Here is a 25,177-nt window from a genome sequence, read left to right as displayed (position 1 = left end):
CGGCGTCAGCCCGAGGCGAATTCGCGGATGATCCGTGCCGCGTCGGCCGGGTCCTGGAACGGGTGGAAATGCGTCATGTCGGGACGGGGCATGTCCGTGCCCTGCGGCATGGTCGAGGCGAGCGGCGGCCAGGTTGGCGAGCCCTTGAAGTCGCGCTCCTCGGTCTGCCGGGCGCGCACGACCAGCGTGGGGATTTCGACCGACTCGGCCGCATCGAGGATGCCTGCATTGCTGCGGCTCGAGGCGTAGACGCTCGCTTCCATCTCGGGGAGGCAGGCGAGTTCCAGCCAGTCGCCCTGCTTGCTCCGGAGCAGGCCGTAGCGGCAGTAATCCTCGAACACCCGTGGATCGAACAGGTTGTAGGGATCGCGGTCGCGGAAGCGCTCGATCATCTCTTCAACGCTTTTGAAATCGCGCTTGCGGCGGATTGCAGGATGCGGGGTGTCGGAACTGAAGAGCGGGTCCGGGGCCGCGTAGAATTCCGGCGCGAGGATCACCGGATCGAACAGCACGAGCCTGCTGAAGGCTCCGGGCTTGTCGGCGGCGCATTGCAGCAGCGTATGCGCGCCCATCGAATGCCCGACGCCGATGGCGTTACGGATGCGCAGCTGATCGAGGAATGTCTCGACATCCTCGCTGAACACCTTCCAGTGATCGACCGGCTTGCCTTCGGAGCGGCCATGCCCGCGCAGGTCGAGCGAGAGGACGCGGCGCTCCGGAAAATGTTCGATCACTGCGTCCCACACGCGGGCGTGGAAGCCCGTCGCATGCGCGAAGACCAGCGGTGGTTCCTGGCTTCCCGTTTTGCCGCGCCATTCGAAATAGGCGAGGCTGATCCCGTTGACTCTGATGGTGCGCGCGGCTGGCCTCATGCGCCGCCGGTATCCTCCGCTGCAGCCTTAGGCAAGACAGCCTTGAGCAGGAAGAAACCGGCAAAAGCCGCAACCAGCGATCCCGAGAGCACGCCGAGCTTGACCGCATCGACCTGGCTCGCATCGGTGAAGGCGAGATTGCCGATGAACAGGCTCATGGTGAAACCGATCGCGGCGAGCAGCGAGAGGCCGTGGATCTGCTTCCACCCGACATTCTCGGGCAGCTTGGCAAGGCCCATCTTCACCCCGAGCCAGGCGAAGCCGAAGATGCCGATCTGTTTGCCGATCAGCAGGCCGAGCGCGATGCCGAGCGGCAGCGGTGCCAGCAAGTCGCTGGGGGAAATGCCCACGAGCGATACGCCCGCATTGGCGAAGCCGAAGATCGGGATGATCAGGAACGCGACCCAATAGTGCAGCCCGTGCTCCATGTCCTCGAGCAAGCGTTCGCCGTGACGCGTCACCATCGGCACGCAGAAGGCAGCGGCGACCCCGGCCAGCGTTGCGTGAACACCGGACTTCAGCACAAACACCCACATCAGCACGGTCAACAGCACGTAAGGAATGCGTGAGCCGAATTTCGCGCGGCCGATCAAGGCGAGGACCAGCAGGGTGAAGCCCGCGCTGAGCAGCATATCGAGCTTCAACTCGCCCGAGTAGAACAGCGCGATGATCGTGATCGCGCCGATATCGTCGATCACCGCCACCGCAAGCAGAAGCGCCTTCAGGGCCACGGGCACCCTCGGGCCGAGCAGCGAGAGGATGCCCAGAGCAAAAGCGATGTCGGTTGCGGCGGGAATCGCCCAGCCGTCGATCGTCTCGGGCGAATCCCAGTTGAAGCCCACGAAGATCAGCGCCGGGATCGCCATCCCGCCGATGGCGGCGAGGAGCGGCAGCGAGGCCTTGTCCCAGCTCGACAGCTGGCCTTCCAGAATCTCGCGTTTCACCTCGAGACCGATCAGGAAGAAGAAGATCGCCATCAGGCCGTCGTTGATCCAGAGGAGCAGCGGCTTGTCGATCGCGAAGCTGCCGTAGGACAGGTTGAGCTTGGTCTCGAGCGCGCCGAAATAGGCACCGGCTGCGGGCGTGTTGGCGATCACCAGCGCAAGCGCCGCCGCCACGATCAGCACTATGCCGCCCGCACTTTCCTGTTTCAGGAAGTCCTTCATCGCTTCGCCGACGCGATCGATCATCGTTCACCCATCCCTTGCCTGTGATACAATGTAACCTTGCTTCCCCAACGCGCGTCCGGCGCATCGGTGCCCGAAAATCGACCGCTTTTGCTCGATTTCGAAAAGCGTTGCGCAGACCGGCGCCTGTCCCGCATCAATTGACAATTGCCGCGCTGTAAGGGAACGCGCGTTGCAAGAGCCCGTTAGCCCTTCATCCATCCCGCACGGAGAGCATTTGTGTCCGACACCCGCCCGGCAGACCCGGCCACACAGGCCGAGTTCCGCAAGCTGATGAGCTTGTTCGCCACCGGCGTGTGCGTGGTGTCGTTCGACATGCCCGAGGCCGAGCACGGCATATCGGGGATGACGGTCAATTCGCTCGTATCGGTCTCGCTCGATCCGATGCTGGTGTGCTGGAACCTGCAGAATTCCGCGAGCCAGTATGAGGAGTATCTCGAAGCCGAGGATTTCGCGATCAGTATTCTGGCCGGCGACCAGCAGGCGCTCGCCCGGCGCTATGCTGCACGCGGAGACAGCGCGCTGACCCCCGCGGACTTCAGGCGCACTTCAAACGGGATGCCGGTAATCAGGGATGCACTGGCCACCATCGAATGCAGACGCTGGGCCGCCCATCCCGCGGGCGATCACACCCTGATCCTAGGCGAAGTGCAGGCGATGGAGACTTCGGGAAGCGGGGAGCCGCGCGCGCTCGGTTTCTTCAACGGGCACTTCCGCGCCATCGACGGCTAGAGCTTCAAGCGACCGGCATGCCAGGCGATATGCTCGGGCATGAAGGTCGAGATGAAGAAATAGGAGTGGTCGTAGCCTTCCTGCATGCGAATATCGGCGTCTATGTTCGCCGACCGGCAGGCATCGACGAGCCGATGCGTCTGCAACTGCTCCTCGAGGAAATTGTCGGCGGAGCCCTGGTCGACCAGCAGTTCCGGCAAGCTCGCGCCGTCCTCTATTAGCGCGACCGCATCGTATTCGCGCCACGATACTCGATCGTCGCCGAGATAGCGGCCCAGCGCTTTCTCGCCCCAGGGCACCTGCGATGGCGCGACGATCGGGGCAAAGGCGCTGACCGAGCGAAATCGCTCGGGGTTGCGCAAGCCGATGGTTAGTGCGCCGTGGCCTCCCATCGAATGCCCCGTGACCGACTGGCGGTCCATGTCGAAAGCGAAATTCTCGGCGATGACTTCCGGCAATTCGCGCTCGATATACGAGCGCATGCGATAGTGCTTGGACCACGGCTCGCGCGTCGCATCGACATAGAAGCCCGCGCCCTTGCCGAAATCGTACTCGTCCGCGCTATCGGGCACATCGCCGCCGCGCGGGGAGGTGTCGGGCGCGATGAAGACGAGGCCGTGCTCGGCGCAGGCTGCGCGGTATTCGCCTTTCTCCATCACGTTGGCATGGGTGCAGGTGAGGCCGGAGAGATACCACAGCACCGGCAGCTTTGCGCCCGGCTCGTGCGGAGGCACGAAGACCGCAAAGGTCATTTCGGTCCCGGTTTCTTGCGACTGGTGCGAGTAGACGCCCTGCACACCGCCGTGGCTGCACACTTCGGAAACTGACTCGATTGCCACGCTATACCTCCACCGGCTTGAACGCGGTCGCCTCGTCGCCGGTGTTGGGCGTGCCTTCGGCGTCCATCACCAGCAGCTTAACCTCACCCGAGCGCGCGCAGGGACGGTGCTCGACTCCGCGCGGGACGACGATGAGGTCGCCGGTCGACAGATGCTCGGTGCGGTCGCGGAACTCCATGTCGAGCTCGCCCTCGATCACCAGGAAGAGCTCGTCGGTCTCGGGATGGTGGTGCCAGTGGAACTCGCCTTCGACCTTGGCGAGGCGCACTTCGTTGCCGTTATAGCGCGCGGCGAGACGCGGTGCCCAATGCTCCGAGAACAGCGCGAACTTCGCTTCCAGATTGACCTTTTCCACCATCAATACACCACCACCGCGCGGATGCTTTCGCCGGCGTGCATGAGATCGAAGCCCGTATTGATCTCGTCCAGCGTCAGGCGGTGGGTGATCATCGGATCGATCGCGATCTTGCCGTTCATGTACCAGTCGACGATCTTGGGAACGTCGGTGCGGCCCTTTGCCCCGCCGAATGCGGTGCCGCGCCAGTTGCGCCCCGTCACCAACTGGAACGGACGGGTACTGATTTCCTTGCCCGCCTCGGCCACGCCGATGATGATCGAAGTGCCCCAGCCCTTGTGACAGCATTCGAGCGCGTCGCGCATCACATCGGTGTTGCCTGTACAGTCGAACGAGTAGTCCGCGCCTCCATCGAGCATGTCGACGAGCGTCTCGACCACATTGCCGGCCTCTTTCGGATTGACGAAATCGGTCATGCCGAATTTTTCGCCCCATTCCTTCTTGGCCGGATTGATGTCGACGCCGACGATGCGGTCGGCCCCCGCCATCTTGGCGCCCTGGATCACGTTGAGCCCGATCCCGCCGAGGCCGAACACCACGACAGTATCGCCCGGCTGGACCTTGGCGGTATTCGTGACCGCACCGACGCCGGTCGTCACCCCGCAACCGACATAGCAGGTGGTGTCGAATGGCGCGTCATCGCGGATCTTCGCCACCGCGATTTCTGGCAGCACGGTGAAGTTCGAGAAGGTCGAACAGCCCATGTAGTGGTAGATCGTCTCGCCCTTGTAGCTGAAGCGGCTGGTGCCGTCGGGCATCAGGCCCTGCCCCTGCGTCGCGCGGATCGCCGAGCAGAGATTGGTCTTGCCCGAAAGGCACATTTTGCACTGGCGACATTCGGGCGTGTAGAGCGGGATCACGTGGTCGCCCGGCTTCACGCTGGTGACACCCGCGCCGACCTCGCGCACCACCCCGCAGCCTTCGTGGCCGAGGATCGAGGGGAAGATGCCCTCGCTGTCGAGCCCGTCGAGCGTGTAGGCATCGGTGTGGCAGATGCCGGTCGCCATGATCTCCACCAGCACCTCGCCCGCCTTGGGGCCTTCAAGGTCGAGTTCGACGATTTCGAGCGGCTTCTTGGCTTCGAAGGCGACGGCAGCGCGGGTCTTCATGGGGGTATCCTTCTTGAATCTCGGGTTCGCGTTTCTCGCATAGCACGGCCTCGAGCCATGGCGAGGGGCCCTGCCTGCAAATACGACCGGCTGCGCATATCCGTTCCGGTCGCATCCGCGCTTGGTCGGGTGAATCCCGAAAGTCCCTCTCGCGACTTATTCGCTTTCGCTCTAGCCTTCATCGTGTGGCTTGCAGATAAGGCAGGGCCGTGGCGGGAGGCACGGGGTATGGAAGATTCGAAATCGGGCGAGGTTGAAAAAGGACGCGGGGATCGCGATGCGAAAAACGCGGCCGAGGGGGCCTATTGGCGCGAGAATATCCGGCTGCTCGCCACCCTAATGACGATCTGGTTCGCCTGCTCCTTCGGCGCGGGGATCCTGTTTCGCGATTTCCTCGACCAATTCAGCCTCGGGGGATATCCGCTCGGTTTCTGGTTCGCGCAGCAGGGCTCGATCTACATCTTCATCGCGCTGATCTTCGTCTACGTGATCCGCATGCGCCAGATCGAGCGCAAATACGATCTCGACGATTGAGGGCGCGCGAGCGATGGAAACGCAAACCCTGATCTACCTCTTCGTAGGTGCCAGCTTCGCGCTGTACATCGGTATTGCGATTTGGAGCCGGGCGGGTTCGACGCAGGATTTCTATGTCGCAGGCGGCGGGGTGAATCCGGTCGTCAACGGTATGGCGACTGCGGCGGACTGGATGAGCGCCGCGAGCTTCCTGTCGATGGCAGGGCTGATCGCGTTCATGGGCTACGACGCCTCGGTTTACCTGATGGGGTGGACCGGGGGCTTCGTCATGCTCGCGCTGCTGCTCGCGCCGTATCTGCGCAAGTTCGGCCAGTACACCGTGCCCGACTTCATCGGCACGCGATATTATTCCAAGGCGGCACGGGTGGTCGCGGTGATCTGCCTGATTTTCATCAGCTTCACCTACATTGCGGGGCAAATGCGCGGTGTGGGAATCGTGTTCTCGCAATTCCTCCAGGTGGACATCACGATGGGGGTGATCATCGGGATGGGGATCGTCTTCGTCTACGCCGTGATGGGCGGGATGAAAGGCATCACCTACACCCAGGTCGCGCAATATTGCGTGCTGATCTTCGCCTATATGGTCCCGGCCTTCTTCATCAGCATGATGCTGACAGGCAATCCGATCCCCCAGATCGGCCTCGGGTCGGAGCTGAATGACGGATCGGGCATGTATGTGTTGCAGAAGCTCGACAACGTGCTCGTCGAGCTTGGGTTCAACCAGTACACCGCCGGGTCGAAGAGCACGATCGACATGTTCTGCATCACCATGGCGCTGATGGTCGGAACGGCAGGCCTGCCGCATGTGATCGTGCGCTTCTTCACTGTGCCCAAAGCGTCGGATGCGCGCAAATCGGCCGGTTGGGCGCTGATCTTCATCGCCCTCCTCTACACCACCGCTCCGGCGGTCGGCGCGTTCGGCATGTACAATTTCATCAACAAGACCGACGGCACGGAATATGCCGAGGCGGAAAGCTGGTTCACCAATTGGGAGGGCGCGGATCTCATCGCGTGGCAGGACAAGAACGGCGACGGGGTGATGCAGTATCGCTCGGGCGATGCCTTCGAAGGCAAGCCGGCCTTCACCGGCGAGGACGGGCCTTGGGGGGAGCGGCTGATTGCGAATCCGCCAAACCCTGATGCCGCGAACGAGGTCTATGTCGATCGCGACATCATGGTTCTAGCCAATCCCGAAATCGCGGGCCTGCCCGGCTGGGTCGTCGCGCTGATGGCGGCGGGCGGTCTCGCCGCGGCGCTATCGACGGCGGCGGGCCTCTTGCTGGTGATCTCGAGCTCGATCAGCCACGATCTGCTCAAGAGCACCTTCGCGCCCGAAATCTCTCCCAAAACCGAGCTCCTTGCGGCGCGTATCGCGGCGACGGCGGCGATCGTGATCGCGGGCTATCTCGGCATCTATCCGCCGGGCTGGGTGGCGCAGGTCGTCGCGTTCGCGTTCGGACTGGCCGCCTCGAGCCTGTTTCCGGCAATCTTCATGGGTATCTTCTCGAAGTCGATGAACCGCGAAGGCGCGATCGCCGGAATGGTTTCGGGCCTGCTCTTCACCTTCGCCTACATCGCCTATTTCAAGCTGCTGGAGCCAGCGGCCAACATCCCCGAAAACTGGCTGTTCGGGATATCGCCGGAAGGCATCGGCGCGATCGGGATGCTGGTCAATTTCGCTGTCGCCATCGCAGTGGCGAAGATGACGCGACCCGTCCCGCCCGAAATCCGCATGCTGGTGGACCTGATCCGCGTGCCGCGAGGGGCGGGAAGCGCCAAAAACCACTGACCGCGGCGGGCTACTCCGTAGCGGGCGCGGAGTCGACGATCCGGCGATAGAGGTGCCACGTCGAATGCCCCAGCACGGGGAGCACGATCAGTAGTCCGAGAAATGCGGGCAACATCGCTACAAACAGCGCGGCTGCGACGAAGGCGGCCCACACCAGCAGGACCGCGAGATGCGTCCTGAATGCCCGCAGGCTGGTGATGATCGCCGTCAGGAAATCGACCTTGCGATCGACCAGCATCGGCAGGCTGACGACGGTGATCGAATAGAAAGCGAGCGCGATCAGGGCGCCGAACACGCTTCCGACCCCGAGCATCGTCAGGCCCGCGGGTGTCGTCAGAAAGGCCAGCGATTCCGCGCCCGCTCCGGCTTCGGCCATGAACACGGCGAAGACACCATGCGCGACGATGATCCAGAAGCCGAAAGCCACGAACAGGATCACGCCCATGCTCAAGATCTGTTCGTCTCCGCGGCCCTTGAGCGCACCGAGGATGACGGACCAGCTCGTCGGCAGATTGGCTTCGCGGCGGCGGCTGACTTCGTAAAGCCCGACCGCCGTGAACGGAGCAAGCAGCGGAAAGCCCGCCGCTGCCGGGATCAGCCACTCCGGTTCTCCGCGAGCCAGCAACAGGTAGCCGAGCACCAGCCCCGAGACCGCGAAGATCGCGCCGAAGAACAGCCCGTACCCGGGGCGGGCGGCGAAGTCGCGCCAACCCGCACCGAGCGCGGCGCGAAGATCTTTCACAGCGAGATCGTTCGCGATCGCGATCGGTGCGGGGCGCATTGGTTCAATCGTAGTCAAACGGCTTCTGCTCCTCTCCCAATCGACAAATCGCCGCTAGTCGCTCGTACGTGTCAGAAGCGATAGGCGACACCTGCGCTCAAAACCCAGGGATCGAGATTGTGCTCGGTCTCGATCACCAGCGTGTTCCCGGCGAACCATTGCGCGGTCGTGTTGATGAAGTAGCGCTTGGCATCGACCGTAAGCCCGAATCCGCCATCGCCGAGCGGGACGTCGAAGCCGGCCTGGAGCACAAAGCCGAATTCGTCGGACAGGTTGGTTTCCGTGACTCCGAGCGGCACTGTCGCCGCGCCGGGATCGTCCTTCAGCCAGATGAAATAGGCCGCGCCCGCGCCGATGTACGGCTTCACCGGGCCCGCATCGAGATGGGCCTTGGCTGTCACGGTTGCGGGCAGCAGCAGCGCATCCGAGACGAGCTCGGTTCCTGGAGCGAAGCCCGAAACCGCGTCGACATCGTGCTGGGTGGTGCCCGCGATCGTCTCGATCGAGAAGTTCTCGCTCACGAAATACTCTATCGCGATAGTCGGCACATAATTGTCGTTGGCCGCTGTGTCGGTGCCCGCAGGCAGACCGACAAGGTCGACGTTCAACTGGTCGATCTCGCCGTCGGGCAGAACGCCGGTCATGACGAGCTTGAACTGGACGTCGCCTGCCTCGTTTTCGGCCGAGGCGGGGGAAGCTGCCAGTGCAAGCGCTGCGCAGACCGGAGCCAGTAGGTATTTCATGTGTCATCCCTCTTCGGCAGCAGCGGCCGCCCTTCGCGGCCCAGGGTTCTTGCTGCCTGTGGGAGGGTCTTTGGCGCAGGTATCCGCCGGCCTCATTGATGGAAATCAAATCGCCCGGCTTGATCCTGATCAAAGACGGGACCAGCGCGCGGTGCAATTGGCTGCTGCAACATGGCAAGCGTTTCGCCCCCTTCCGAATCCTTCAGCTTCGCGTCGTTTCGCGCCGCGATCCCGTGCGGGCCGGGGGCGCAAGGGGTGGCCGACAAGTTGTGCGCAATCGGACAAGCCATCACGTTGTCGCCGGGGGTGGAACTGCCGTCGGGCGAAAACGAACACCGCCTCGTCTACATCGCAAGCGGCGCCGCCAAGCTGCTGGTGCAGGAAAGCCCCGGCACGCCTCGCGCAGGCCCGGCTGCGACGTCTTCGGGTCCGGCCCGGCATGTGATGGGATTCCATTTCCCCGGCGATATCGTGTCGCTCCAGCGTAGGGGCGAAGGCGGATCGAGTCTCGTTGCGCTGAGCGAGACCGACCTGCTGGTGTTCTCGGCAGACGAGTTTCTCGACGTCGCTCAAGACGATCCTGCCGTCTTGCGTTCGGTCCTGATCAAATCGCTCGAATCGCTCCAGCGCACAAGAACGAGGATGATGCGCCTCGGACACCAGACCGCGCGCCAGCGTGTCGCCGGCTTCCTGATCTCGATGGCAAAACGTCTTTGCGGCTGCACGCACGGTGAGTGCGAATTCGTCCTGCCGATGGGGCGCGGCGATATCGGGGACAGTCTCGGCCTGACCATCGAGACCGTGAGTCGGCAATTCACAGACCTGCGCGAAGAGGGGCTGCTGTCCACTTCGGGTCGCTCGCTAGTCGCGCTGCCCGATATCGACGCGCTGAAAAACGAGGCGGGCGCATGATAGTTCCGGGCGCCCTGCGACGGAATTGATCTGGATCAAATACTCTCGGGCCCGAAGTGGCTTACTCGTTCCTGCGAACAAGGGGATCTAAACCATGGAAGCAGTCTTTGGACGGCTAGGAGCCTGGACGCTTGTCCTGCTCTTGGCGATGGTCGCACTGATCGGAGCGCAGGACACCGGCTTTGCGATTCACATGTTCATCGTCGTTTTGGCGGTGGGGATCGTGATCATTGCAACACTGCGCAATTACGACCCGCTGGCCCGGGCGCAGAGCATTTTCCGTATGCCTCCAGGGCCATCGCAATATGATGATGACGTAATCCGCTGGGGCGTCATCGCGACGATGTTCTGGGGCATTGCCGGGCTGCTCGCGGGGGTCTTCATCGCGCTGCAGATGGCTTTCCCGATCCTCAATATCGAACCCTGGCTCAATTTCGGCCGGGTGCGCCCGCTGCACACGTCCGCCGTAATCTTCGCCTTCGGCGGCAACGCGCTGCTGGCGACCAGTTTCTATGTGGTTCAGCGCACCTGTCGCACCACGCTCGCCCTGCCGAACCTCGCCCGGTTCGTATTCTGGGGCTACCAGCTGTTCATTGTGCTGGCGGCCACCGGCTACCTGCTCGGCGTTACCCAGTCGAAGGAATATGCCGAGCCCGAATGGTATGTCGACCTGTGGCTGACGATCGTGTGGGTCGCCTATCTCGCGGTGTTCGTCGCCACGATCCTGCGCCGCCGCGAGCCGCATATCTACGTCGCCAACTGGTTCTACCTCGCCTTCATCGTGACCGTGGCGATGCTGCATGTCGTCAACAACCTGGCGATGCCGGTCAGCCTGTTGGGTTCGCGCAGCTATAGCGCCTTCGCGGGCGTGCAGGATGCGCTGACCCAGTGGTGGTACGGCCACAACGCGGTCGGCTTCTTCCTCACCGCGGGCTTCCTGGCGATGATGTATTACTTCGTCCCGAAGCAGGCGAACCGGCCGGTCTATTCCTACCGCCTGTCGATCATCCACTTCTGGTCGCTGATCTTCCTCTACATCTGGGCGGGGCCGCACCACCTCCACTACACCGCGCTGCCCGACTGGGCGCAGACGCTCGGAATGGTGTTCTCGGTGATGCTGTGGATGCCGAGCTGGGGCGGCATGATCAACGGGCTGATGACGCTGAACGGCGCGTGGGACAAGATCCGCACCGATCCGATCATCCGCATGATGGTGCTCGCGCTCGCCTTTTACGGGATGAGCACGTTCGAAGGGCCGATGCTTTCGATCAAGGCGGTCAACAGCCTCTCGCACTATACCGACTGGACCATCGGCCATGTCCATTCCGGCGCGCTCGGGTGGAACGGCATGATCACTTTTGCGTGCGTCTATTTCCTCGTACCGCGGTTGTGGCAGCGTGAGCGGCTGTATTCGCTGCGGATGATCAACTGGCACTTCTGGCTCGCGACCGCCGGGATCGTTTTCTACGCCGCGAGCATGTGGGTCGCCGGCATTACCCAGGGCCTGATGTGGCGTGAATACGGTGCCGACGGCTTCCTGGTGAACAGCTTCGTCGACACGGTCGAGGCCTTGCACCCGATGTACCTGATGCGCGCTTTCGGCGGGGCGATGTACCTCGCGGGCGCTCTCATCATGGTCTTCAACATCTGGATGACCATCGCCGGCCACTTGCGCGAAGAGGCACCGCTGCATTCGAACTCGCTCGACGAGGCCGCCGACCGGCCTCTGCCACCCCAAGCCCAACCGGCCGAATAAGGAGCGGAGAAATGACCGAAGAACGACCCGAAGCTCCGCCGCAGAGCGTATTCGATGGCCACAAGAAGCTTGAGAAGAACGTCACCCTGCTTGCCGCCGCAACCTTCGTGACCGTCGCGATCGGAGGGATCGTCGAGATCGCTCCGCTGTTCTGGATCGACAACACGATCGAGGAGGTCGAGGGCATGCGGCCCTACACCCCGCTCGAGCAGGCCGGGCGCGACATCTATATCCGCGAAGGCTGCTATGTCTGCCACAGCCAGATGATCCGGCCGTTCCGCGACGAGGTCGAACGCTACGGGCATTACAGCCTCGCGGCGGAAAGCATGTACGATCACCCGTTCCAGTGGGGCTCGAAGCGGACCGGACCCGATCTCGCGCGGGTGGGCGGACGCTATTCGGACGAATGGCATGTCCAGCATCTCAAGGACCCGCAGAGCGTCGTCCCGCAAAGCATCATGCCGAGCTATTCCTTCCTGGCCGAAACGCCGATCGAGATTGCGGATATCTCGGCCAACCTCGTCGCGCTACGCCGGGTGGGCGTACCCTATAAGGACATCGACATCGAAATGGCGGAGAACGATCTGTTCGCGCAGGCCGATCCCGATCTCGACGAGGGCGATCTCGAAGAACGCTATCCCAAGGCGCAGGTGCGGGACTTCGATGGCGATCCCGACCGCGTGACCGAGATGGATGCGCTGGTCGCCTATCTCCAGATGCTCGGCACGCTGGTCGATGTCGAAAGCGCCGCTGCGCAGGCCGAGCTCGCCGAGGAGAAAGGGCGATGAGCTTCTACGAGATCTTCCGCCATTTCGCCGACAGCTACGGGCTGGTGGTGATTTTCGGCCTCTATCTGCTGCTGTGCGGCTGGCACTTCCTCCCGGGTTCGCGCGAGGGCGCGGACCGGGCCAAGAACTCGATTTTCAAGGAAGACGATCATGTCTGAGAAGACCCGTATCGATGAAGCCACCGGTACCGAATTCGTCGGCCACGAATGGGACGGGATCGAGGAACTCAACACTCCTTTGCCGCGCTGGTGGCTGTGGACCTTCTACGCGACCATCGCCTGGAGCCTCGTCTACGTCATACTCTACCCTGCCTGGCCCTTGTTCCAGCAGGCAACCGAAGGCGTGCTAGGCTGGTCGAGCCGGGGCCAGCTGGCTGAAAAGCTGAGCGAGGTGGAAATGGCCCGGCGCAGCACCTTCGAACAGATCGCTGCGACCGACATCACCAAATTGCCGGCCAATCCCGAACTGATGGGGCAAGCGATTGCAGGCGGTGCCGCCGCCTTCAAACAGCACTGCGTCCAGTGCCACGGCGCGGGGGCGGCGGGCTACGAACGGTATGGCTATCCCAACCTCAACGATGACGACTGGATCTGGGGCGGCGAGCTTGCGGAAATCGAATACACACTCACCCACGGAATCCGCTGGGAGGGCTCGGACCAGACCCGTCTCGCCTATATGCCGCCGTTCGACGGTGTGTTCCAACCGGGCCAGGTCGATGCCCTTGTGAGCCACGTGCTGTCGCTAAGCGGAAAGGCGGATAGCAGCGCCACCGGGGAGCAACTCTACGCGCAAAACTGCGCCGCGTGCCACCAGCCCGGTGGTCAGGGCGACCAGCAGCAAGGCGCTCCTGCGCTCAACGATGCGATCTGGCTCTACGGCGGAAGCCGCGAAGACATCAGGGGCCAGATTCTCAATCCGCGCCATGGGGTGATGCCGGGCTGGAGCGACAAGCTCGACCCGGTGACGATCAGGATGCTGGCCGCCTATGTCCATTCGCGCGGCGGCGGCGAGTTTCCGGAAGAAGCGGTCGAAGAGGTCGCCCCCGAGGCGCCCGATATCGCCGCGGCCGGGGAAGGCGGAGACGATGAACGCCCCTGATCCGCCCCGCGCCGACGATGGCGAGGTAAAGCCCCGCGATTGGGCCGGTGCGCTGCCTTCGGCCAAGGCGGATCCGGTCGCTGCGGCGCGACTTCGCGATCCGCAAACGCCCCCGCCCCAGCTCTACGAGAAGCGCAAGGCGGTGCACAACAAGCGCATCGACGGGGCGTTCCGACGGTTCAAATGGTTCGTCATGTTCGTCACGCTGACGATCTACTATGTCACGCCGTGGATCCGCTGGGATCGCGGGCCCTACGCGCCCGATCAGGCGGTGCTGGTCGATCTCGCCAATCGCCGCTTCTACATGTTCGATATCGAGATCTGGCCGCACGAATTCTATTTCGTCGCCGGAATGCTGATCATGGCGGGGATCGGCCTTTTCCTCGTCACCAGCGCGGTAGGCCGGGCATGGTGCGGATACTCCTGCCCGCAAACCGTCTGGACCGACCTGTTCCAGCACGTCGACCGCTTCATCGATGGCGACCGCAACGCGCGCATCCGGCTCGACAAGGCGCCGTGGGGTCCGGCCAAGATCGCGCGGCGCCTGTCCAAGTGGTCGGTCTATCTCATCATCAGCCTGCTGACCGGCGGCGTATGGATCCTGTATTTCGCCGACGCGCCGACGCTGTTTCGCGATTTCATTGCGCTCGAAGCCTCGCCGGTCGCCTATGCGACGGTCGGCATCCTCACCTTCACCACCTTCTGGCTTGGCGGGTTCATGCGCGAGCAGGTGTGCATCTACATGTGCCCGTGGCCGCGCATCCAGGCGGCGATGCTCGATGAGAAATCGCTGATCGTCACCTACAAGGACTGGCGCGGCGAACCGCGCGGCAGCCTCAAGAAGGCCCAGAAAAATCCCGACAAGTATGGCGACTGTGTCGATTGCCTGCAATGCGTCGCGGTTTGCCCGACCGGCATCGACATCCGCGAGGGCCAGCAGATCGGCTGCATCACCTGTGCGCTGTGCATCGACGCCTGCGACAAGGTGATGAAGGACATCGGGCGTCCGCGCGGACTGATCGATTATGCCACACTCGAACAATGCGAGGCCGAGGCGGCGGGTCAGCCCGCAACCCCTGCATGGAAAGCGCTGCTGCGCCCGCGCACCTTCATCTATTTCGGCATCTGGGGCGCGATAGGCGCGGCGATGCTGTTCGCTCTCGGCACCCGTTCGCACACCGACCTTACCGTTTCGCCCGACCGCAATCCGCCCTACATGCTGATGAAAGACGGCGCGGTGCGCAACGCCTACACGCTGCGGCTGCGCAATATGGAAGCGCGTCCGCGCGACATGGAGATCGGGCTTACCGGCCTGCCCGAAGGCGCGCTGATGTGGACCGACCGCATCGGAAGCGAAGCCGCAGCCGAGCGTCAAGTCGTGACTGTCCCTGCCAACGAAACGCGGATCGTGCGCGCCTACGTCACGGTGCCGCAAGGCGCCCGCGCTGCCAGTTTCGCTTTCAGTCTCACTTCGCTCGACGGGCAGGGTGAACGGGATGTGGCCGAAACGACATTCAGCAGCCCCGGGAGCGAATGATGACAGGTAAATCGAGCGGCGGGCAGTTTACCGGCAAGCACATGGCGATCGTGCTGGTGGTCGGCTTCGGCATAGTCGCCGCAGTGAACCTCTTCATGGCCAGCCTCGCGACGGGGGGATTCCACGGTGTCGTGGTCGAAAATTCCTATGTCGCGAGCCAGAAGTTCAACACCTGGCTCGACGAAGCGGAGAAATCGCGCGCACTCGGTTGGGACGTCGCGGCCAGCCGCGATGCCGATGGCCATGTTCTCCTTGAAACTAGCGCTATCCCCGCAGGCGCGCTGGCAACGGCTGAACTGCGCCGCCCGCTCGGTGCGCACGAATTCGCCAGCCTCACATTTACCTCGCTCGGCGACGGGCGTTATCGCTCGTCCGAAAAGGTAGACGCCGGCCGATGGACCATGCGGCTGCGGATCGAAGCGGGCTCCGATGTCTGGGCCGGGGAACGCGAGTTGCGATGAACGCGCCGCACATCCTCGAACCCGCCATGGAGGGGCACCTCGCGGACACGCGCTTTACCGTGCCTGGAATGCGCTGTGCCGGGTGTATTGCGAAGATCGAGCGAGAATTGCCAAAGGTCGATGGTATCGCTGCAGCGCGGGTCAATTTCTCCGCCAAACGGGTGGCGATCCGGCACGATCCATCGCTCGATGTCGGTGCCTTGGCGGATGCACTGCTCCATCTCGGATTCGAAGCGCAGCCGGTCGCCGACAACCCGCTCGGCAGCGAAGACAAGGACCGCAAGCTGCTGATCCGCGCGCTGGCGGTTGCGGGCTTCGGCATGATGAACATCATGTTGCTGTCGGTCGGGATATGGTCGGGAGCAGATGGCGCGACGCGGGAAATGTTTCACTGGCTCTCCGCGCTGATCGCCGTTCCGGTGATCGCCTATTCGGGCAGGCCGTTCTTCGCTTCGGCGTGGATGGCGCTCAAATACCGTCGGACGAACATGGACGTCCCGATCTCGATCGGGGTGATCCTCGCGACCGCGCTCAGCCTTTACGAAACCGCATTCGGCGGCGGGCATGCCTATTTCGAAAGCGCGGTCATGCTGCTGTTCTTCCTACTCGCGGGGCGCGCGCTCGATGCGGTGATGCGCAATCGCACACGCGCCGGGATCGGTGCGCTGCTCAGCCGGATGGGCAAGAGCGCGAGTGTGATCGGGCCCGACGGCTCGACCACTCGAATTGCCGCCGCCGAACTCGAACCCGGAATGCTGGTGCTGGTTGCGGCGGGTGAAGCGCTCGCTGCCGATGGCGAGATCGAGCAAGGGGCGAGCGCAATCGACAATGCGATGCTGACCGGCGAGAGCGCGCCCGAGCGCGTCGGCATCGGCAGCGAAGTCCATGCCGGCGCGGTCAACCTCTCGGCTCCGATCCGGGTAAGGCTTACCCGGACCGCCGACGACACCGTTCTCGCCGATATCGCGCGGCTGATGGACGAGGCGGGACAATCGCGCAGTGCCTACGTCCGCATCGCCGATCGCGCCTCGCGCGCCTATGCACCCGCCGTGCACACGCTTGCCGCGCTGGCGTTCGCCGGCTGGATGATCGCGGGGGCGGGCTGGCACCAGTCGCTCGTGATCGCGATTGCGGTGCTGATCATTACCTGCCCCTGCGCCATAGGGCTCGCGGTTCCGGCGGCTCAGGTCGTCGCATCGGGCGCGCTGCTGAAACGGGGCCTGCTGGTGAAGGACGGTAGCGCGCTCGAGCGGCTTGCCGAAGTCGATACCGTGCTTTTCGACAAGACCGGCACGCTAACCCTGGGCGAACCGCGCCCGGATATTGCCGGTCTCGATCCCGAAGCCCGCGCCGTTGCACTGGGCCTTGCACAGCACAGCCGCCATCCCCTGAGCCAGGGCCTCACCAAGACCCTGCGGCAGGAGCGGATCGAGCCGGCGCGCATCGAAGGTGTGTCGGAAGAAAGCGGGAAAGGGCTTGCCGGGTTCTGGAATGGAACCCCCGTTGCCCTTGAACGCGCCTCGGTCGAGACCGGAGACCTCGCCACTCAACTGCGTATCGGAAAAGACCTCCGCACGCTCCACTTCCGGGATCCGTTGCGTGCCGATGCGCCGGATACGATCGCGGCCCTGCGGGGCATGGGCGTCGAACCCGCGATCCTTTCGGGTGATCGTGAAGCTCCTGTGCGCGCGGTGGCCGAGCGGCTCGACATCGAAGCGCAGACCGTCGCGAGCCCGAAGGACAAGCTGGCGAGGCTCGAAGCACTCAAGGCTGCGGGCAGCCGTCCACTGATGGTCGGTGACGGGCTGAACGATGGCCCCGCGCTCGCCGCAGCGCACGCGTCGATTGCGCCCGGAACCGCTAGCGACGCCAGCCAGCAGGCCGCCGATGCCGTGTTCGTAGGCGAAAGGCTGATGTCGGTCGCGTTGGCGGTCCGCGTCGCCCGCGCGACCATGCGCATCGTTCGGCAAAACTTCGCTTTCGCTATCGGGTACAACATCCTCGCCGTGCCGCTGGCGCTGTTTGGCTATGTCACCCCACTGATCGCAGCGATCGCGATGTCGATCAGTTCGCTGGTGGTGGTCGCCAATTCGCTCCGTCTTTCGGGCGCCGCCAAATGACGGGTCTGGCGTTCCTCATTCCGATCGCCCTGCTCATGGGCGCGGCCGGACTCGCCGCGTTCTTCTGGGCGATGAAAAGCGGGCAGTACGAGGACCTCGACGGTGCCGCCAACCGCATCCTGATCGACGATGAGGATGAGGGCTAGAAATCGGCCCGACATCGATGGCCGCATTTGATCTCGCGCAAAGACGCAAGCTCGGAGGCCCTGTCTAAGGCTGCATATGTGGCCCTATTATCCAGACCTGCTCGAAACGCCGGTGCCGCGCTACACGAGCTATCCGACCGCCGCCGATTTCGGCAAGCTTCCAGCCGATGCATTTGGGCGGGCGCTGGAGGAGACGAGCGGGGACATCTCGCTCTACCTGCACATTCCGTTCTGCGAGAAGATTTGCTTCTATTGTGGCTGCAACACCGGCGCAGCCGGTCGCAGGCAGCGGGTTGAGAGCTATCTTTCCGCGCTCCACTCCGAAATCGAGATCATTTCCACGCGCCTCCCCAAAGACGCGAGGGTGCGCAGGATCGCCTTTGGCGGCGGAAGCCCCAATGCGATCCTGCCATCGGAATTCATCGATCTGGTCGATGCACTCAACCGCCATTTCTGGCTCGATGACACCGAATGGTCGATCGAGCTCGACCCGCGCACCATGACCAGCGCATGGGGCGAGGCGATTGCGGAAGCGGGTGTCACCCGCGCCAGCATGGGCGTGCAGACTTTCGCCGCGCATTGCCAGGAAGCTATAGGCCGCGTGCAGGATGACGGCCTGATCTGCCGCAGCATCGACTGGCTGCGATCGGCCGGCATCACCTCGCTCAATTTCGACCTGATGTATGGCCTTCCCGAGCAGTCGCTCGAGGATCTCGCGGACTCGCTCGAATACACGCAGCTCCTCGGTGCGGATCGGGTGGCGTTGTTCGGCTATGCCCATGTCCCGCAGATCGTGCCGCGCCAGCGGGTCATCGATGCGAGTGCCTTGCCGGGACGCGAAGAACGTTTCCGCATGGCGGAATTCGGCTTCGATTACCTCACCGGCAACGGCTATGAGCCGGTCGGCTTCGACCATTTCGCGCGGGCATTCGATCCGCTTGCAATCGCGACGCGCGAAGGCAGGTTGCGGCGCAATTTCCAGGGCTTCACCGACGACCGGTCGGACGTGCTGATCGGCATGGGCGCAACCGCGATCAGCGGATTTCCCGGCCTCATCGCGCAGAACGAGAAAAACACCGGGCGCTACCGGATGCTGTCTTCGCAAGGGCGGCTGTCGGCGAGCGAAGGGATCCAGCGCTCCTCCGAAGACCGGATGCGCGGCCACTTCATCGAGAGGCTGCTGTGTCAGGGCGAAGCGCAGCTTTCGCTATGTCTGTTCGCTCGGGTTGAAAGCCGTTTGCAGCCTTTCCTTGCGCGAGGCCTCGCGGTGCTCGACGAACTTACGCTGCGGATCACGCCCGAAGGACTTCCTTACGCGCGCACGATCGCCGCCCTGTTCGATCCCTATCGGGAAGCCTCGGCGCGGAGCTTCAGTTCGGCGATCTGAGGTGATGCCAATCATCCAGCTCGATCTTGCGCAGATGCCATGACTTTGGAGGTCGTTTCAAATAGCGGAATGGATCTTTCGTCATCCGGTTCGACCATGTCGATGCGGTCGGTCGGGCAGGGCGCTTCACACTAGTGTTCCGTAGTCTGGCCTAGGTGCGGAGCGCAGTGATCATTTTCAGAACGGCGGATTTTGCGTCTTCGAGAGCGATCTCGGTTACCGGTGCGGACGCCACAGCGTGCGCGGCTTCGATGATCGACCCAAGGATGATTTGCGACGTGAGGTCGGGGTCCGGCGCATCCATGGCTCCGGCGTCGGCTAACCCGGAGATCGCCGCCTGCATCATCCCGAAAGCGTACTGCACTTCGATTTCTCGCCATTCAGCGGGCCCGATCACGCTCGGCGCTTCCTTGAAGACGATGCGGTTGATGTCCGGCCTGGCGCAAATCTCGAGGGTCGCACCGATGCCTTGTATGAAGGTCTCCCACGGATCTTCGCGGGGCGGCAGCTCCGTCACATGGTCCATGATTTCCTGCTCGAGTGCTTCGGCGACCGCTCGAAACAAGCCCTTCTTGTCCTTGAAATGGTGATAGACCGCGCCGGTCGTAACGTCGGCCTGGCGGACGATTTCCGCCAGGGAAGCCCCTGCATACCCGTCGTTCGCGAAAGCGGTCTTCGCCACCGAGATGATTCGCGCCTGCGTCGCCTCGCTGCGACTGGAGCGTCGATCTGGGGCGGCTGTTGCATTCTCCATGATTGCCACTTGCCGTCATAATTCGATTATGCCAACAACAATAACATAATTATGTTATGTATTGGAAGGGCTTTATGATGGCTGAAGACCTCGATTTTTCCGCGGGAGCGCGGCGCTACGTCGATACGAAGTTCGGGCGCACGGCATTTGTCGATGTCGGTGACGGTTTTCCCGCAGTGTTTCTCCATGGTGTTGGCCAAAGCGCATACTTCTGGCGCGGCCAGCTGAGGGAATTCAAATCCACTCGCCGGTGTATTGCAATCGATCTGATGGCGCATGGATATACGGAAGCCCTCCCGGAGGCCGATGTAAGCTTCCGGGAGCAGGCGAAGATGATCCTGGCCGTGCTTGACCAGATCGGCGTGGACCGGTTCGACCTGGTCATGAACGATAGTGGAGGCGCGATCGGACAGATCATGGCTGTCACCGCTCCGGACAGGGTCCGATCGATGGCCTTCTCGAATTGCGACGTGCACGATAACTGGCCGCCAACCACGCTCAACGAGATCCGCGAAGCGGCGAAAACGGGTGTGTTCGCTGATCAAATGGGCGCCTTCCTCGAGGCTCCGGAGCAATTCGCCGAAACGACCGGAAAGCTGGTCTACGAGGATCCCGCATTTGCGACGCCGGAATTATTGCGCGCCAATATCGCCCCGCTAGTGTCTTCGCAGACGCGCAAGGACGCTTTCAATCGGTATGTGGGATTTCAGGATCACTCTCAATTGGTCGTGATCGAGGAAGATCTCAGAAAGCTCCAAACTCCTGCTTTGATTGTCTGGGGTGCCAAAGACCCCTTCTTTCCGGTTGAATGGGCGCATTGGCTGCATGATGCATTGCCGAATGCGGAGCCCGTGATCGAACTTGAAAGCGCGATGCTTTTCTTTCCCGAAGAGCGTCCGGGCGATTTCAACACGCCCCTCAAAGCCTTCTGGGACGGGCTCTCATAGCGGTGTGGACACCGCTGCTGGTCTCTTAGTTGCTGGCCGCCGGAAATCTGCCGCCCGTTCCCTGCGGAACTGTATAAGAAAAGCCGCAGGGCTGGTCCCACAGACCGGAAAGGGCGTCTATCGGTTCGCCACCACCAATGCGGGCGCAGAGCTCACCGAAACCCTGCAGACCTGCGCGCTCTTTGGCGCGGTCTGCGCCAATCAGGCTTTTTCCATTTGCCTCGGAGACTGTTTGGTGCGCGACGCAGTCTCGAGCGCACCAGTCTCTTGCCTGTTTTCCCTGCTAAACAGGGAATCTACAGCGAATTCCGAATTTGCTGGCCTATTTTGTCGTCGATTGAGACCCCGAAGCTCGCAGAAAACAGCCATTCCTTGAGGCAAATTCCCTAGACGCGGAACAGGGAATCCGTCCGCGCTTAATAGGGAAGTATCAGTGACTGATTAGGGAACGAGATCGCCGATAACAGGGAGCGAGGAAGCGAGTGGCATCATCCTTCGTCGAGCTCGGCCTGTAGCAGCGTCATTGCAAAGCCATTGCTCTGACCGAGGGCTTGTTCGGTGAGCGCCAGAACCCTCTCGGCATCGTGCTCGGATAACCAGATATCGGGCTCGATTTCCTCCGGCTCGGTGAATGTCCCCACCGCCAGATCATCCGTGGCTAAGCAGTCGAACGGCAAGGACTTTCCTTTTGCGACAGGCAGGTATGGGAAGTCTTCGTGTCTGTAGAAACGCTCGACCCGGCCATTGCGCGATACGATCACTGCGCAGGGTTCGCGATGCGAGGCAACGAATGCGCGAGCCATGGCTTCCTTGCTCACTTCAAACTCGCGAGCCATTGCGACAAGGACTTCGAGCGAAACGCCGACATGGCCGACGTATTCCCGGATTCGCCTCGGCGGCATGAGCAGGTCTGCTGCGAAGGTATTGGCTTCGCCTTCTATGCGTATGCGTTTGTCTCGATCGCGCGGGTTCAGCAGATGCAAGTCTTGCAGAGCACATTCGATCGGGTGATCGCCACGAGTACGGTGCGCCTCAATCAGAAAATGCCCAAGCTCATGCGCGATGGAGAACCTGCGCCGATGCCTCGGGCTATTGCGATTGACCAGGATGTGACCCGCGGATTTGACAGCGTCCGTGATCAACGCGGCTTCGAAGGCCGAGGTCTCGACTTCCTTAATTGAGAGAATGCCAAGCGCTTCGCACAGCTCTTCGATTGGTACGGCCAGCGGCAGCGTCTCAATCTCGTGAATGCGCTCGGCAAGCTTTCGGGGCGCGCCCACTCCGTCGAGATCGAGCCGTTCGATCTTCACTGCTTGCCGCTGCGCCTGCTTTTAAGCTGATCCATGAGGCCCTTGATGATCTCGCGGTCGTCATCTTCGAGCTTCTTGAGGTCGCGAAACATCGCGATGATTTCCGGATCCTCGCCTTCGGCATCTGGATTCTCGCCAACGAGGTCGGCAACGCGGACCCGGAAAAGATCCGCAAGCTTCAGGACCAGCTCCATCGACGGGTTGTCGGTCTGCCCTTTCTCAAGGTTCCAGACATGCGCCTTTGAGATGCCGACCTTGTCGGCGACCTGCTGCAGCGACAGCCGGTTTGCGATGCGCAGTTCGTGAAGCTTTGTGGCGAACGACATGAACCCTCTCGTTCAATCAGTTTGTACAGCGACATAGGCGTGAGGTTGACAAAGTCAAGCGTTCAATCCATGTATACGAGATCGGTCAGTGATTCGGTTGCAGCAACGGGGTTTTGGAATGTCGGCACAGCAGATTGTGGAACGAAAGATTGCGGAATTGCGCCCCTACGCGCGCAACTCGAGAACACACTCGAAGAAGCAAATCGCCCAGATCGCTCGCTCCATCGAGCGGTTCGGATTTACCAATCCGGTGCTCGTGTCGGACGAGGGCGAAATCATCGCAGGCCATGGCAGGGTAGAAGCGGCAAGGTCGATCGGCATCAAGTCGGTGCCGACGCTGTCGCTCTCGCACCTCTCCGAAACCGAGCGCAGGGCCTACGTGATCGCCGACAACAAGCTCGCGCTCAATGCGGGATGGGACAAGGAAATCCTCGCGATCGAACTCCAGGCCTTGGTCGATCTCGAGTTCGATACCGAACTTACTGGTTTCAGCCTGGCGGAGGTGGATCTCGTGCTCGACGAGGCCGGCGAAGCCGATCCGGATGGGCCGAATTGCGCCGAGGACCATGTGCCGCAGATCGAGGGGAAGCCCATCTCGCGGCGAGGAGAACTCTGGGTTCTCGGCAACCACCGCCTGCTTTGCGGCGACACGCAGGTGCAGGTCGATATTGCCAGATTGATGGCGGGCAAGAGCGCCGACATCGTGTTCACTGATCCGCCCTACAATGTCGCGATCGATGGGAACGTGTGCGGGCTTGGAGCCGTCAAGCACCGCGAGTTTGCTTTTGCTAGCGGCGAAATGGATCGCAAGCAGTTCGCCGCCTTTCTCAAATCGACGCTTGGCAACATGGCATCGGTCATGCGCGATGGCGCGATCGCCTACGTTTGCATGGACTGGCGCCACATGGGCGAGCTGCTTGAAGCCGGCGAGGAGAGCTTCACCGAGCTCAAGAACCTCATCGTCTGGAACAAGACCAATGGCGGGATGGGAGCATTCTATCGCTCAAAACACGAGCTCATCTTTGTGTTCAAGAAGGGCAGAGCTGCCCATACGAACAGCTTCGGTCTCGGCGAGACGGGCCGCTATCGCACCAATGTCTGGGACTATGCGGGCATCTCGTCGATCAGCAGCTCGCGCAGCGATGAACTATCCATGCATCCCACGGTCAAGCCGGTCGCGCTTATTGCCGATGCGCTGCGTGACTGTTCGCGCCGCGGTGAAATTGTGCTCGACGGATTTGGCGGCTCGGGCAGCACCCTGATCGCGGCCCAGAAGACCGGGCGCAAGGCTAGATTGATCGAGTACGATCCACTCTATTGCGACACGATAATCCGGCGGTGGGAAGCCTACACCGGAAAGCAGGCGATCCTTGAGACCACCCGAGAAACCTATGAAGTCGTGGCTGACGAGCGTCTGGGCGCCGGGTTGGAGGCGGCAGAATGAGTGAGGTGAAGCGCAAAGACGAAAGCAACGCCACTTCTGAAGACAACAACGTGGTCCCCTACACGGTCGGCTACGGTAAGCCGCCCGTCGAGCACCGGTTCAAGAAGGGCCAGTCTGGTAATCCCAAAGGGCGGCCCAAGGGATCGACTAACAAGCCCAAGGTGGACACCGGATATGGCATGCGCGCAGCCGAGGAATACCTGCGTCACGAGGCCTATCGCCCGGTTACACTGCGCGAAGACGGCGAGCTCATCGAGCTACCCGCGATCCAAGCGGTCTTCCGGGCCATGGGGGTCGCGGCGATGAAGGGAAATCGGTTTGCGCAAAAGACCATGGCTGAATTGGTCAGAGACCTGGAGCAACGTGATGCCGACGCCAGGTTCGAACTGTTCGGCAATGCGGTCGAGTACAAGCAGCGCTGGTCGGAAGAGTTCGAACGCTGCCAGAAGCACGGCCTTCCCACCCCCGAACCGCTCCCGCATCCCGATGACATCATCCTCAACCCCTCGACTGGCGAGGTTAAGATCAAAGGGCCGCAGACCAAGGAACAGAAGCAACGTCTTGATGAAGCGCTCGCTCGCCGTGCGGAGGCGCAGGACGAAGTAAACTACTTCGCCGACAAGTACCGCCGCGCAAGGTGCGACAAGCGCAAGGCCCAGTGGCTCGAGGACTGGCACTGGGAGCAGAGGATGTTCGATATCCTCAACGATATCGTTCCCGACCGATACAAGAGGAAGCTTGATAACCGCTCCTATCGCGAAGGCGCCTCGAAGTCTGGATCGGCGCTTCAGGACCTGCGCAACAGCCGCGCCATGCGTGATGAATACGTGGGAGACTGACTGCACTCGTAGGCGAAACGCGAGCTGATCCTTCAACAAGTCGGTATCGCGAGCGTAGCTAGATTCTGAATCGGCACGGCGAGGCGAACATCTAGCAATCTAGAGGGCCAAGTGCAGAAATCCTCAAGTGTTGCAGTGTGTTGCGAATCGCTAGCCTAATGGCCAACGAATGAAGGATATCCTTTGGCTGAAGAACTCCGTCGCGACACGCTGTTTGTAGCGCTGACCCGCCCGCAGATGTTTGCCGGGGTGACGTATACGTTTTTCGTGATCAACGCGATCATCGCAGTCGAGCTGTTCCTAATCTTCAGGGCATGGTGGGTGCTTCTGGTCGCGGTCGGAATCCACGGGCTTGGTATGCTCGCGAGCCTGCGCGATCCGCGGATTTTCGATCTCTGGATCACGCGCGTG

Annotated in this window: 27 protein-coding genes; 17 read left to right on the top strand and 10 right to left on the bottom strand. The window is 62.2% G+C overall.

Annotated elements, in window-relative coordinates; translation table 11 throughout:
• Positions 1 to 5: 5 nt before the first annotated feature.
• Positions 6 to 872 (bottom strand): alpha/beta fold hydrolase, encoded by an 867-nt coding sequence (locus ACI5KX_RS00135; protein WP_406808654.1) that lies wholly within the window; start codon positions 870 to 872, stop codon positions 6 to 8.
• Positions 869 to 2,062, bottom strand: a complete 1,194-nt coding sequence (gene nhaA, locus ACI5KX_RS00130) for a Na+/H+ antiporter NhaA (RefSeq protein ID WP_406808653.1) — start codon at positions 2,060 to 2,062, stop codon at positions 869 to 871. Before nhaA ends, ACI5KX_RS00135 begins: the two co-directional genes overlap by 4 nt.
• 216 nt (positions 2,063 to 2,278) lie before the next feature.
• Between nhaA and ACI5KX_RS00125 the strand changes: the two genes are divergently transcribed.
• Positions 2,279 to 2,791 carry a flavin reductase family protein gene (locus tag ACI5KX_RS00125; RefSeq protein ID WP_406808652.1) on the top strand — a complete coding sequence of 171 codons (513 nt, stop codon included), beginning with the start codon at positions 2,279 to 2,281 and terminating at the stop codon, positions 2,789 to 2,791.
• On the opposite strand, the gene fghA is transcribed toward ACI5KX_RS00125, so the two are convergent.
• Genes fghA through ACI5KX_RS00110 form a run of 3 tightly spaced genes read right to left on the bottom strand, consistent with a single transcriptional unit; the run spans position 2,788 to position 5,094 of the window.
• Positions 2,788 to 3,624 (bottom strand): S-formylglutathione hydrolase, encoded by an 837-nt coding sequence (gene fghA, locus ACI5KX_RS00120; protein ID WP_406811283.1) that lies wholly within the window; start codon positions 3,622 to 3,624, stop codon positions 2,788 to 2,790. The genes ACI5KX_RS00125 and fghA overlap by 4 nt on opposite strands.
• Positions 3,625 to 3,631: 7 nt before the next feature.
• Complete coding sequence (locus ACI5KX_RS00115) at positions 3,632 to 3,988, bottom strand: cupin domain-containing protein (RefSeq protein ID WP_406811282.1); 357 nt, start codon at positions 3,986 to 3,988, stop codon at positions 3,632 to 3,634.
• The gene (locus ACI5KX_RS00110; RefSeq protein WP_406808651.1) at positions 3,988 to 5,094 is read right to left on the bottom strand and encodes an S-(hydroxymethyl)glutathione dehydrogenase/class III alcohol dehydrogenase; all 1,107 of its coding nucleotides are present in this window, start codon (positions 5,092 to 5,094) and stop codon (positions 3,988 to 3,990) included. Before ACI5KX_RS00110 ends, ACI5KX_RS00115 begins: the two co-directional genes overlap by 1 nt.
• Before the next feature lie 228 nt (positions 5,095 to 5,322).
• Between ACI5KX_RS00110 and ACI5KX_RS00105 the strand changes: the two genes are divergently transcribed.
• Complete coding sequence (locus ACI5KX_RS00105) at positions 5,323 to 5,628, top strand: DUF4212 domain-containing protein (RefSeq protein ID WP_406808650.1); 306 nt, start codon at positions 5,323 to 5,325, stop codon at positions 5,626 to 5,628.
• Between the two features lie 13 nt (positions 5,629 to 5,641).
• Positions 5,642 to 7,417, top strand: coding sequence for a sodium:solute symporter family protein (locus ACI5KX_RS00100; RefSeq protein WP_406808649.1), 1,776 nt, complete (start codon positions 5,642 to 5,644; stop codon positions 7,415 to 7,417).
• A 10-nt stretch (positions 7,418 to 7,427) separates the two neighbouring features.
• Here ACI5KX_RS00100 and ACI5KX_RS00095 read toward each other — a convergent pair whose 3' ends face one another.
• Together ACI5KX_RS00095 and ACI5KX_RS00090 are read right to left on the bottom strand one after the other, a co-directional pair.
• On the bottom strand, positions 7,428 to 8,216 hold the full coding sequence (locus tag ACI5KX_RS00095) for a DUF2189 domain-containing protein (RefSeq protein WP_406808648.1): 789 nt from the start codon (positions 8,214 to 8,216) through the stop codon (positions 7,428 to 7,430).
• A 53-nt stretch (positions 8,217 to 8,269) separates the two neighbouring features.
• Positions 8,270 to 8,941, bottom strand: coding sequence for an OmpW/AlkL family protein (locus ACI5KX_RS00090; protein ID WP_406808647.1), 672 nt, complete (start codon positions 8,939 to 8,941; stop codon positions 8,270 to 8,272).
• 255 nt (positions 8,942 to 9,196) lie between these two features.
• Between ACI5KX_RS00090 and ACI5KX_RS00085 the strand changes: the two genes are divergently transcribed.
• From ACI5KX_RS00085 to hemN, 10 genes are all read left to right on the top strand, one after another.
• Complete coding sequence (locus ACI5KX_RS00085; protein WP_406808646.1) at positions 9,197 to 9,853, top strand: helix-turn-helix domain-containing protein; 657 nt, start codon at positions 9,197 to 9,199, stop codon at positions 9,851 to 9,853.
• A 94-nt stretch (positions 9,854 to 9,947) separates the two neighbouring features.
• A complete protein-coding gene (gene ccoN / locus ACI5KX_RS00080; protein WP_406808645.1) occupies positions 9,948 to 11,609 on the top strand; it encodes a cytochrome-c oxidase, cbb3-type subunit I in 1,662 nt (553 codons plus the stop codon).
• An 11-nt stretch (positions 11,610 to 11,620) separates the two neighbouring features.
• Complete coding sequence (ccoO, locus tag ACI5KX_RS00075) at positions 11,621 to 12,397, top strand: cytochrome-c oxidase, cbb3-type subunit II (protein WP_406808644.1); 777 nt, start codon at positions 11,621 to 11,623, stop codon at positions 12,395 to 12,397.
• Positions 12,394 to 12,555 (top strand): cbb3-type cytochrome oxidase subunit 3, encoded by a 162-nt coding sequence (locus tag ACI5KX_RS00070; protein ID WP_406808643.1) that lies wholly within the window; start codon positions 12,394 to 12,396, stop codon positions 12,553 to 12,555. Before ccoO ends, ACI5KX_RS00070 begins: the two co-directional genes overlap by 4 nt.
• On the top strand, positions 12,548 to 13,495 hold the full coding sequence (ccoP, locus tag ACI5KX_RS00065; RefSeq protein WP_406808642.1) for a cytochrome-c oxidase, cbb3-type subunit III: 948 nt from the start codon (positions 12,548 to 12,550) through the stop codon (positions 13,493 to 13,495). The genes ACI5KX_RS00070 and ccoP overlap by 8 nt, the downstream gene beginning before the upstream one ends.
• Entirely contained in the window at positions 13,482 to 15,032 is a 1,551-nt protein-coding gene (gene ccoG / locus ACI5KX_RS00060; protein ID WP_406808641.1) for a cytochrome c oxidase accessory protein CcoG, read from the top strand. The genes ccoP and ccoG overlap by 14 nt, the downstream gene beginning before the upstream one ends.
• Complete coding sequence (locus ACI5KX_RS00055) at positions 15,032 to 15,493, top strand: FixH family protein (RefSeq protein ID WP_406808640.1); 462 nt, start codon at positions 15,032 to 15,034, stop codon at positions 15,491 to 15,493. The genes ccoG and ACI5KX_RS00055 overlap by 1 nt, the downstream gene beginning before the upstream one ends.
• Entirely contained in the window at positions 15,490 to 17,613 is a 2,124-nt protein-coding gene (locus ACI5KX_RS00050) for a heavy metal translocating P-type ATPase (RefSeq protein WP_406808639.1), read from the top strand. The genes ACI5KX_RS00055 and ACI5KX_RS00050 overlap by 4 nt, the downstream gene beginning before the upstream one ends.
• Positions 17,610 to 17,759, top strand: coding sequence for a cbb3-type cytochrome oxidase assembly protein CcoS (gene ccoS / locus ACI5KX_RS00045; RefSeq protein WP_406808638.1), 150 nt, complete (start codon positions 17,610 to 17,612; stop codon positions 17,757 to 17,759). Before ACI5KX_RS00050 ends, ccoS begins: the two co-directional genes overlap by 4 nt.
• A gap of 76 nt (positions 17,760 to 17,835) precedes the next feature.
• Complete coding sequence (gene hemN, locus ACI5KX_RS00040) at positions 17,836 to 19,146, top strand: oxygen-independent coproporphyrinogen III oxidase (protein WP_406808637.1); 1,311 nt, start codon at positions 17,836 to 17,838, stop codon at positions 19,144 to 19,146.
• Positions 19,147 to 19,297: 151 nt separating this feature from the next.
• Here hemN and ACI5KX_RS00035 read toward each other — a convergent pair whose 3' ends face one another.
• Positions 19,298 to 19,900 carry a TetR/AcrR family transcriptional regulator gene (locus ACI5KX_RS00035; protein ID WP_406808636.1) on the bottom strand — a complete coding sequence of 201 codons (603 nt, stop codon included), beginning with the start codon at positions 19,898 to 19,900 and terminating at the stop codon, positions 19,298 to 19,300.
• Positions 19,901 to 19,977: 77 nt separating this feature from the next.
• Here ACI5KX_RS00035 and ACI5KX_RS00030 point away from each other — a divergent pair, with 77 nt between their 5' ends.
• Entirely contained in the window at positions 19,978 to 20,847 is an 870-nt protein-coding gene (locus tag ACI5KX_RS00030; protein WP_406808635.1) for an alpha/beta fold hydrolase, read from the top strand.
• 488 nt (positions 20,848 to 21,335) lie between these two features.
• Here the strand turns inward: ACI5KX_RS00030 and ACI5KX_RS00025 are convergent, their stop codons facing one another.
• Together ACI5KX_RS00025 and ACI5KX_RS00020 are read right to left on the bottom strand one after the other, a co-directional pair.
• Complete coding sequence (locus ACI5KX_RS00025; protein ID WP_406808634.1) at positions 21,336 to 22,157, bottom strand: ImmA/IrrE family metallo-endopeptidase; 822 nt, start codon at positions 22,155 to 22,157, stop codon at positions 21,336 to 21,338.
• Positions 22,154 to 22,483, bottom strand: coding sequence for a helix-turn-helix domain-containing protein (locus tag ACI5KX_RS00020; protein WP_406808633.1), 330 nt, complete (start codon positions 22,481 to 22,483; stop codon positions 22,154 to 22,156). Before ACI5KX_RS00020 ends, ACI5KX_RS00025 begins: the two co-directional genes overlap by 4 nt.
• Positions 22,484 to 22,601: 118 nt before the next feature.
• On the opposite strand from ACI5KX_RS00020, the gene ACI5KX_RS00015 reads away from it, so the two are divergent.
• The 3 genes from ACI5KX_RS00015 to ACI5KX_RS00005 all read left to right on the top strand — a co-directional run.
• Positions 22,602 to 23,927, top strand: a complete 1,326-nt coding sequence (locus tag ACI5KX_RS00015) for a site-specific DNA-methyltransferase (RefSeq protein ID WP_406808632.1) — start codon at positions 22,602 to 22,604, stop codon at positions 23,925 to 23,927.
• The gene (locus ACI5KX_RS00010; RefSeq protein WP_406808631.1) at positions 23,924 to 24,766 is read left to right on the top strand and encodes a DUF5681 domain-containing protein; all 843 of its coding nucleotides are present in this window, start codon (positions 23,924 to 23,926) and stop codon (positions 24,764 to 24,766) included. Before ACI5KX_RS00015 ends, ACI5KX_RS00010 begins: the two co-directional genes overlap by 4 nt.
• Positions 24,767 to 24,949: 183 nt before the next feature.
• A partial coding sequence (locus ACI5KX_RS00005) for a type IV secretion system protein VirB3 (protein WP_406808630.1) occupies positions 24,950 to 25,177 on the top strand: 228 nt, incomplete at its 3' end.

The organism is Erythrobacter sp. GH1-10 (assembly GCF_045363165.1).
In the GTDB taxonomy this organism is placed as follows: domain Bacteria; phylum Pseudomonadota; class Alphaproteobacteria; order Sphingomonadales; family Sphingomonadaceae; genus Erythrobacter.
The sequence above is the reverse complement of the archived record's forward strand: the minus strand, read 5'-3'. Positions and strand labels throughout refer to the sequence as shown.

What these genes read in the sequence shown, in the direction of transcription:
- ACI5KX_RS00010 (WP_406808631.1), top strand. Translation starts at nt 23,924, where the DNA reads ATGAGTGAGGTGAAGCGCAAAGACGAAAGCAACGCCACTTCTGAAGAC.
- hemN (WP_406808637.1), top strand. Translation starts at nt 17,836, where the DNA reads ATGTGGCCCTATTATCCAGACCTGCTCGAAACGCCGGTGCCGCGCTAC.
- ACI5KX_RS00055 (WP_406808640.1), top strand. Translation starts at nt 15,032, where the DNA reads ATGACAGGTAAATCGAGCGGCGGGCAGTTTACCGGCAAGCACATGGCG.
- ccoN (WP_406808645.1), top strand. Translation starts at nt 9,948, where the DNA reads ATGGAAGCAGTCTTTGGACGGCTAGGAGCCTGGACGCTTGTCCTGCTC.
- ACI5KX_RS00135 (WP_406808654.1), bottom strand. Translation starts at nt 872, where the DNA reads ATGAGGCCAGCCGCGCGCACCATCAGAGTCAACGGGATCAGCCTCGCC.
- ACI5KX_RS00110 (WP_406808651.1), bottom strand. Translation starts at nt 5,094, where the DNA reads ATGAAGACCCGCGCTGCCGTCGCCTTCGAAGCCAAGAAGCCGCTCGAA.
- ACI5KX_RS00115 (WP_406811282.1), bottom strand. Translation starts at nt 3,988, where the DNA reads ATGGTGGAAAAGGTCAATCTGGAAGCGAAGTTCGCGCTGTTCTCGGAG.
- ccoS (WP_406808638.1), top strand. Translation starts at nt 17,610, where the DNA reads ATGACGGGTCTGGCGTTCCTCATTCCGATCGCCCTGCTCATGGGCGCG.
- ACI5KX_RS00100 (WP_406808649.1), top strand. Translation starts at nt 5,642, where the DNA reads ATGGAAACGCAAACCCTGATCTACCTCTTCGTAGGTGCCAGCTTCGCG.
- ccoO (WP_406808644.1), top strand. Translation starts at nt 11,621, where the DNA reads ATGACCGAAGAACGACCCGAAGCTCCGCCGCAGAGCGTATTCGATGGC.
- ACI5KX_RS00050 (WP_406808639.1), top strand. Translation starts at nt 15,490, where the DNA reads ATGAACGCGCCGCACATCCTCGAACCCGCCATGGAGGGGCACCTCGCG.
- ACI5KX_RS00030 (WP_406808635.1), top strand. Translation starts at nt 19,978, where the DNA reads ATGGCTGAAGACCTCGATTTTTCCGCGGGAGCGCGGCGCTACGTCGAT.
- ACI5KX_RS00105 (WP_406808650.1), top strand. Translation starts at nt 5,323, where the DNA reads ATGGAAGATTCGAAATCGGGCGAGGTTGAAAAAGGACGCGGGGATCGC.
- ACI5KX_RS00090 (WP_406808647.1), bottom strand. Translation starts at nt 8,941, where the DNA reads ATGAAATACCTACTGGCTCCGGTCTGCGCAGCGCTTGCACTGGCAGCT.
- ACI5KX_RS00020 (WP_406808633.1), bottom strand. Translation starts at nt 22,483, where the DNA reads ATGTCGTTCGCCACAAAGCTTCACGAACTGCGCATCGCAAACCGGCTG.
- ACI5KX_RS00070 (WP_406808643.1), top strand. Translation starts at nt 12,394, where the DNA reads ATGAGCTTCTACGAGATCTTCCGCCATTTCGCCGACAGCTACGGGCTG.
- ccoG (WP_406808641.1), top strand. Translation starts at nt 13,482, where the DNA reads ATGAACGCCCCTGATCCGCCCCGCGCCGACGATGGCGAGGTAAAGCCC.
- ACI5KX_RS00015 (WP_406808632.1), top strand. Translation starts at nt 22,602, where the DNA reads ATGTCGGCACAGCAGATTGTGGAACGAAAGATTGCGGAATTGCGCCCC.
- ccoP (WP_406808642.1), top strand. Translation starts at nt 12,548, where the DNA reads ATGTCTGAGAAGACCCGTATCGATGAAGCCACCGGTACCGAATTCGTC.
- nhaA (WP_406808653.1), bottom strand. Translation starts at nt 2,062, where the DNA reads ATGATCGATCGCGTCGGCGAAGCGATGAAGGACTTCCTGAAACAGGAA.
- ACI5KX_RS00035 (WP_406808636.1), bottom strand. Translation starts at nt 19,900, where the DNA reads ATGGAGAATGCAACAGCCGCCCCAGATCGACGCTCCAGTCGCAGCGAG.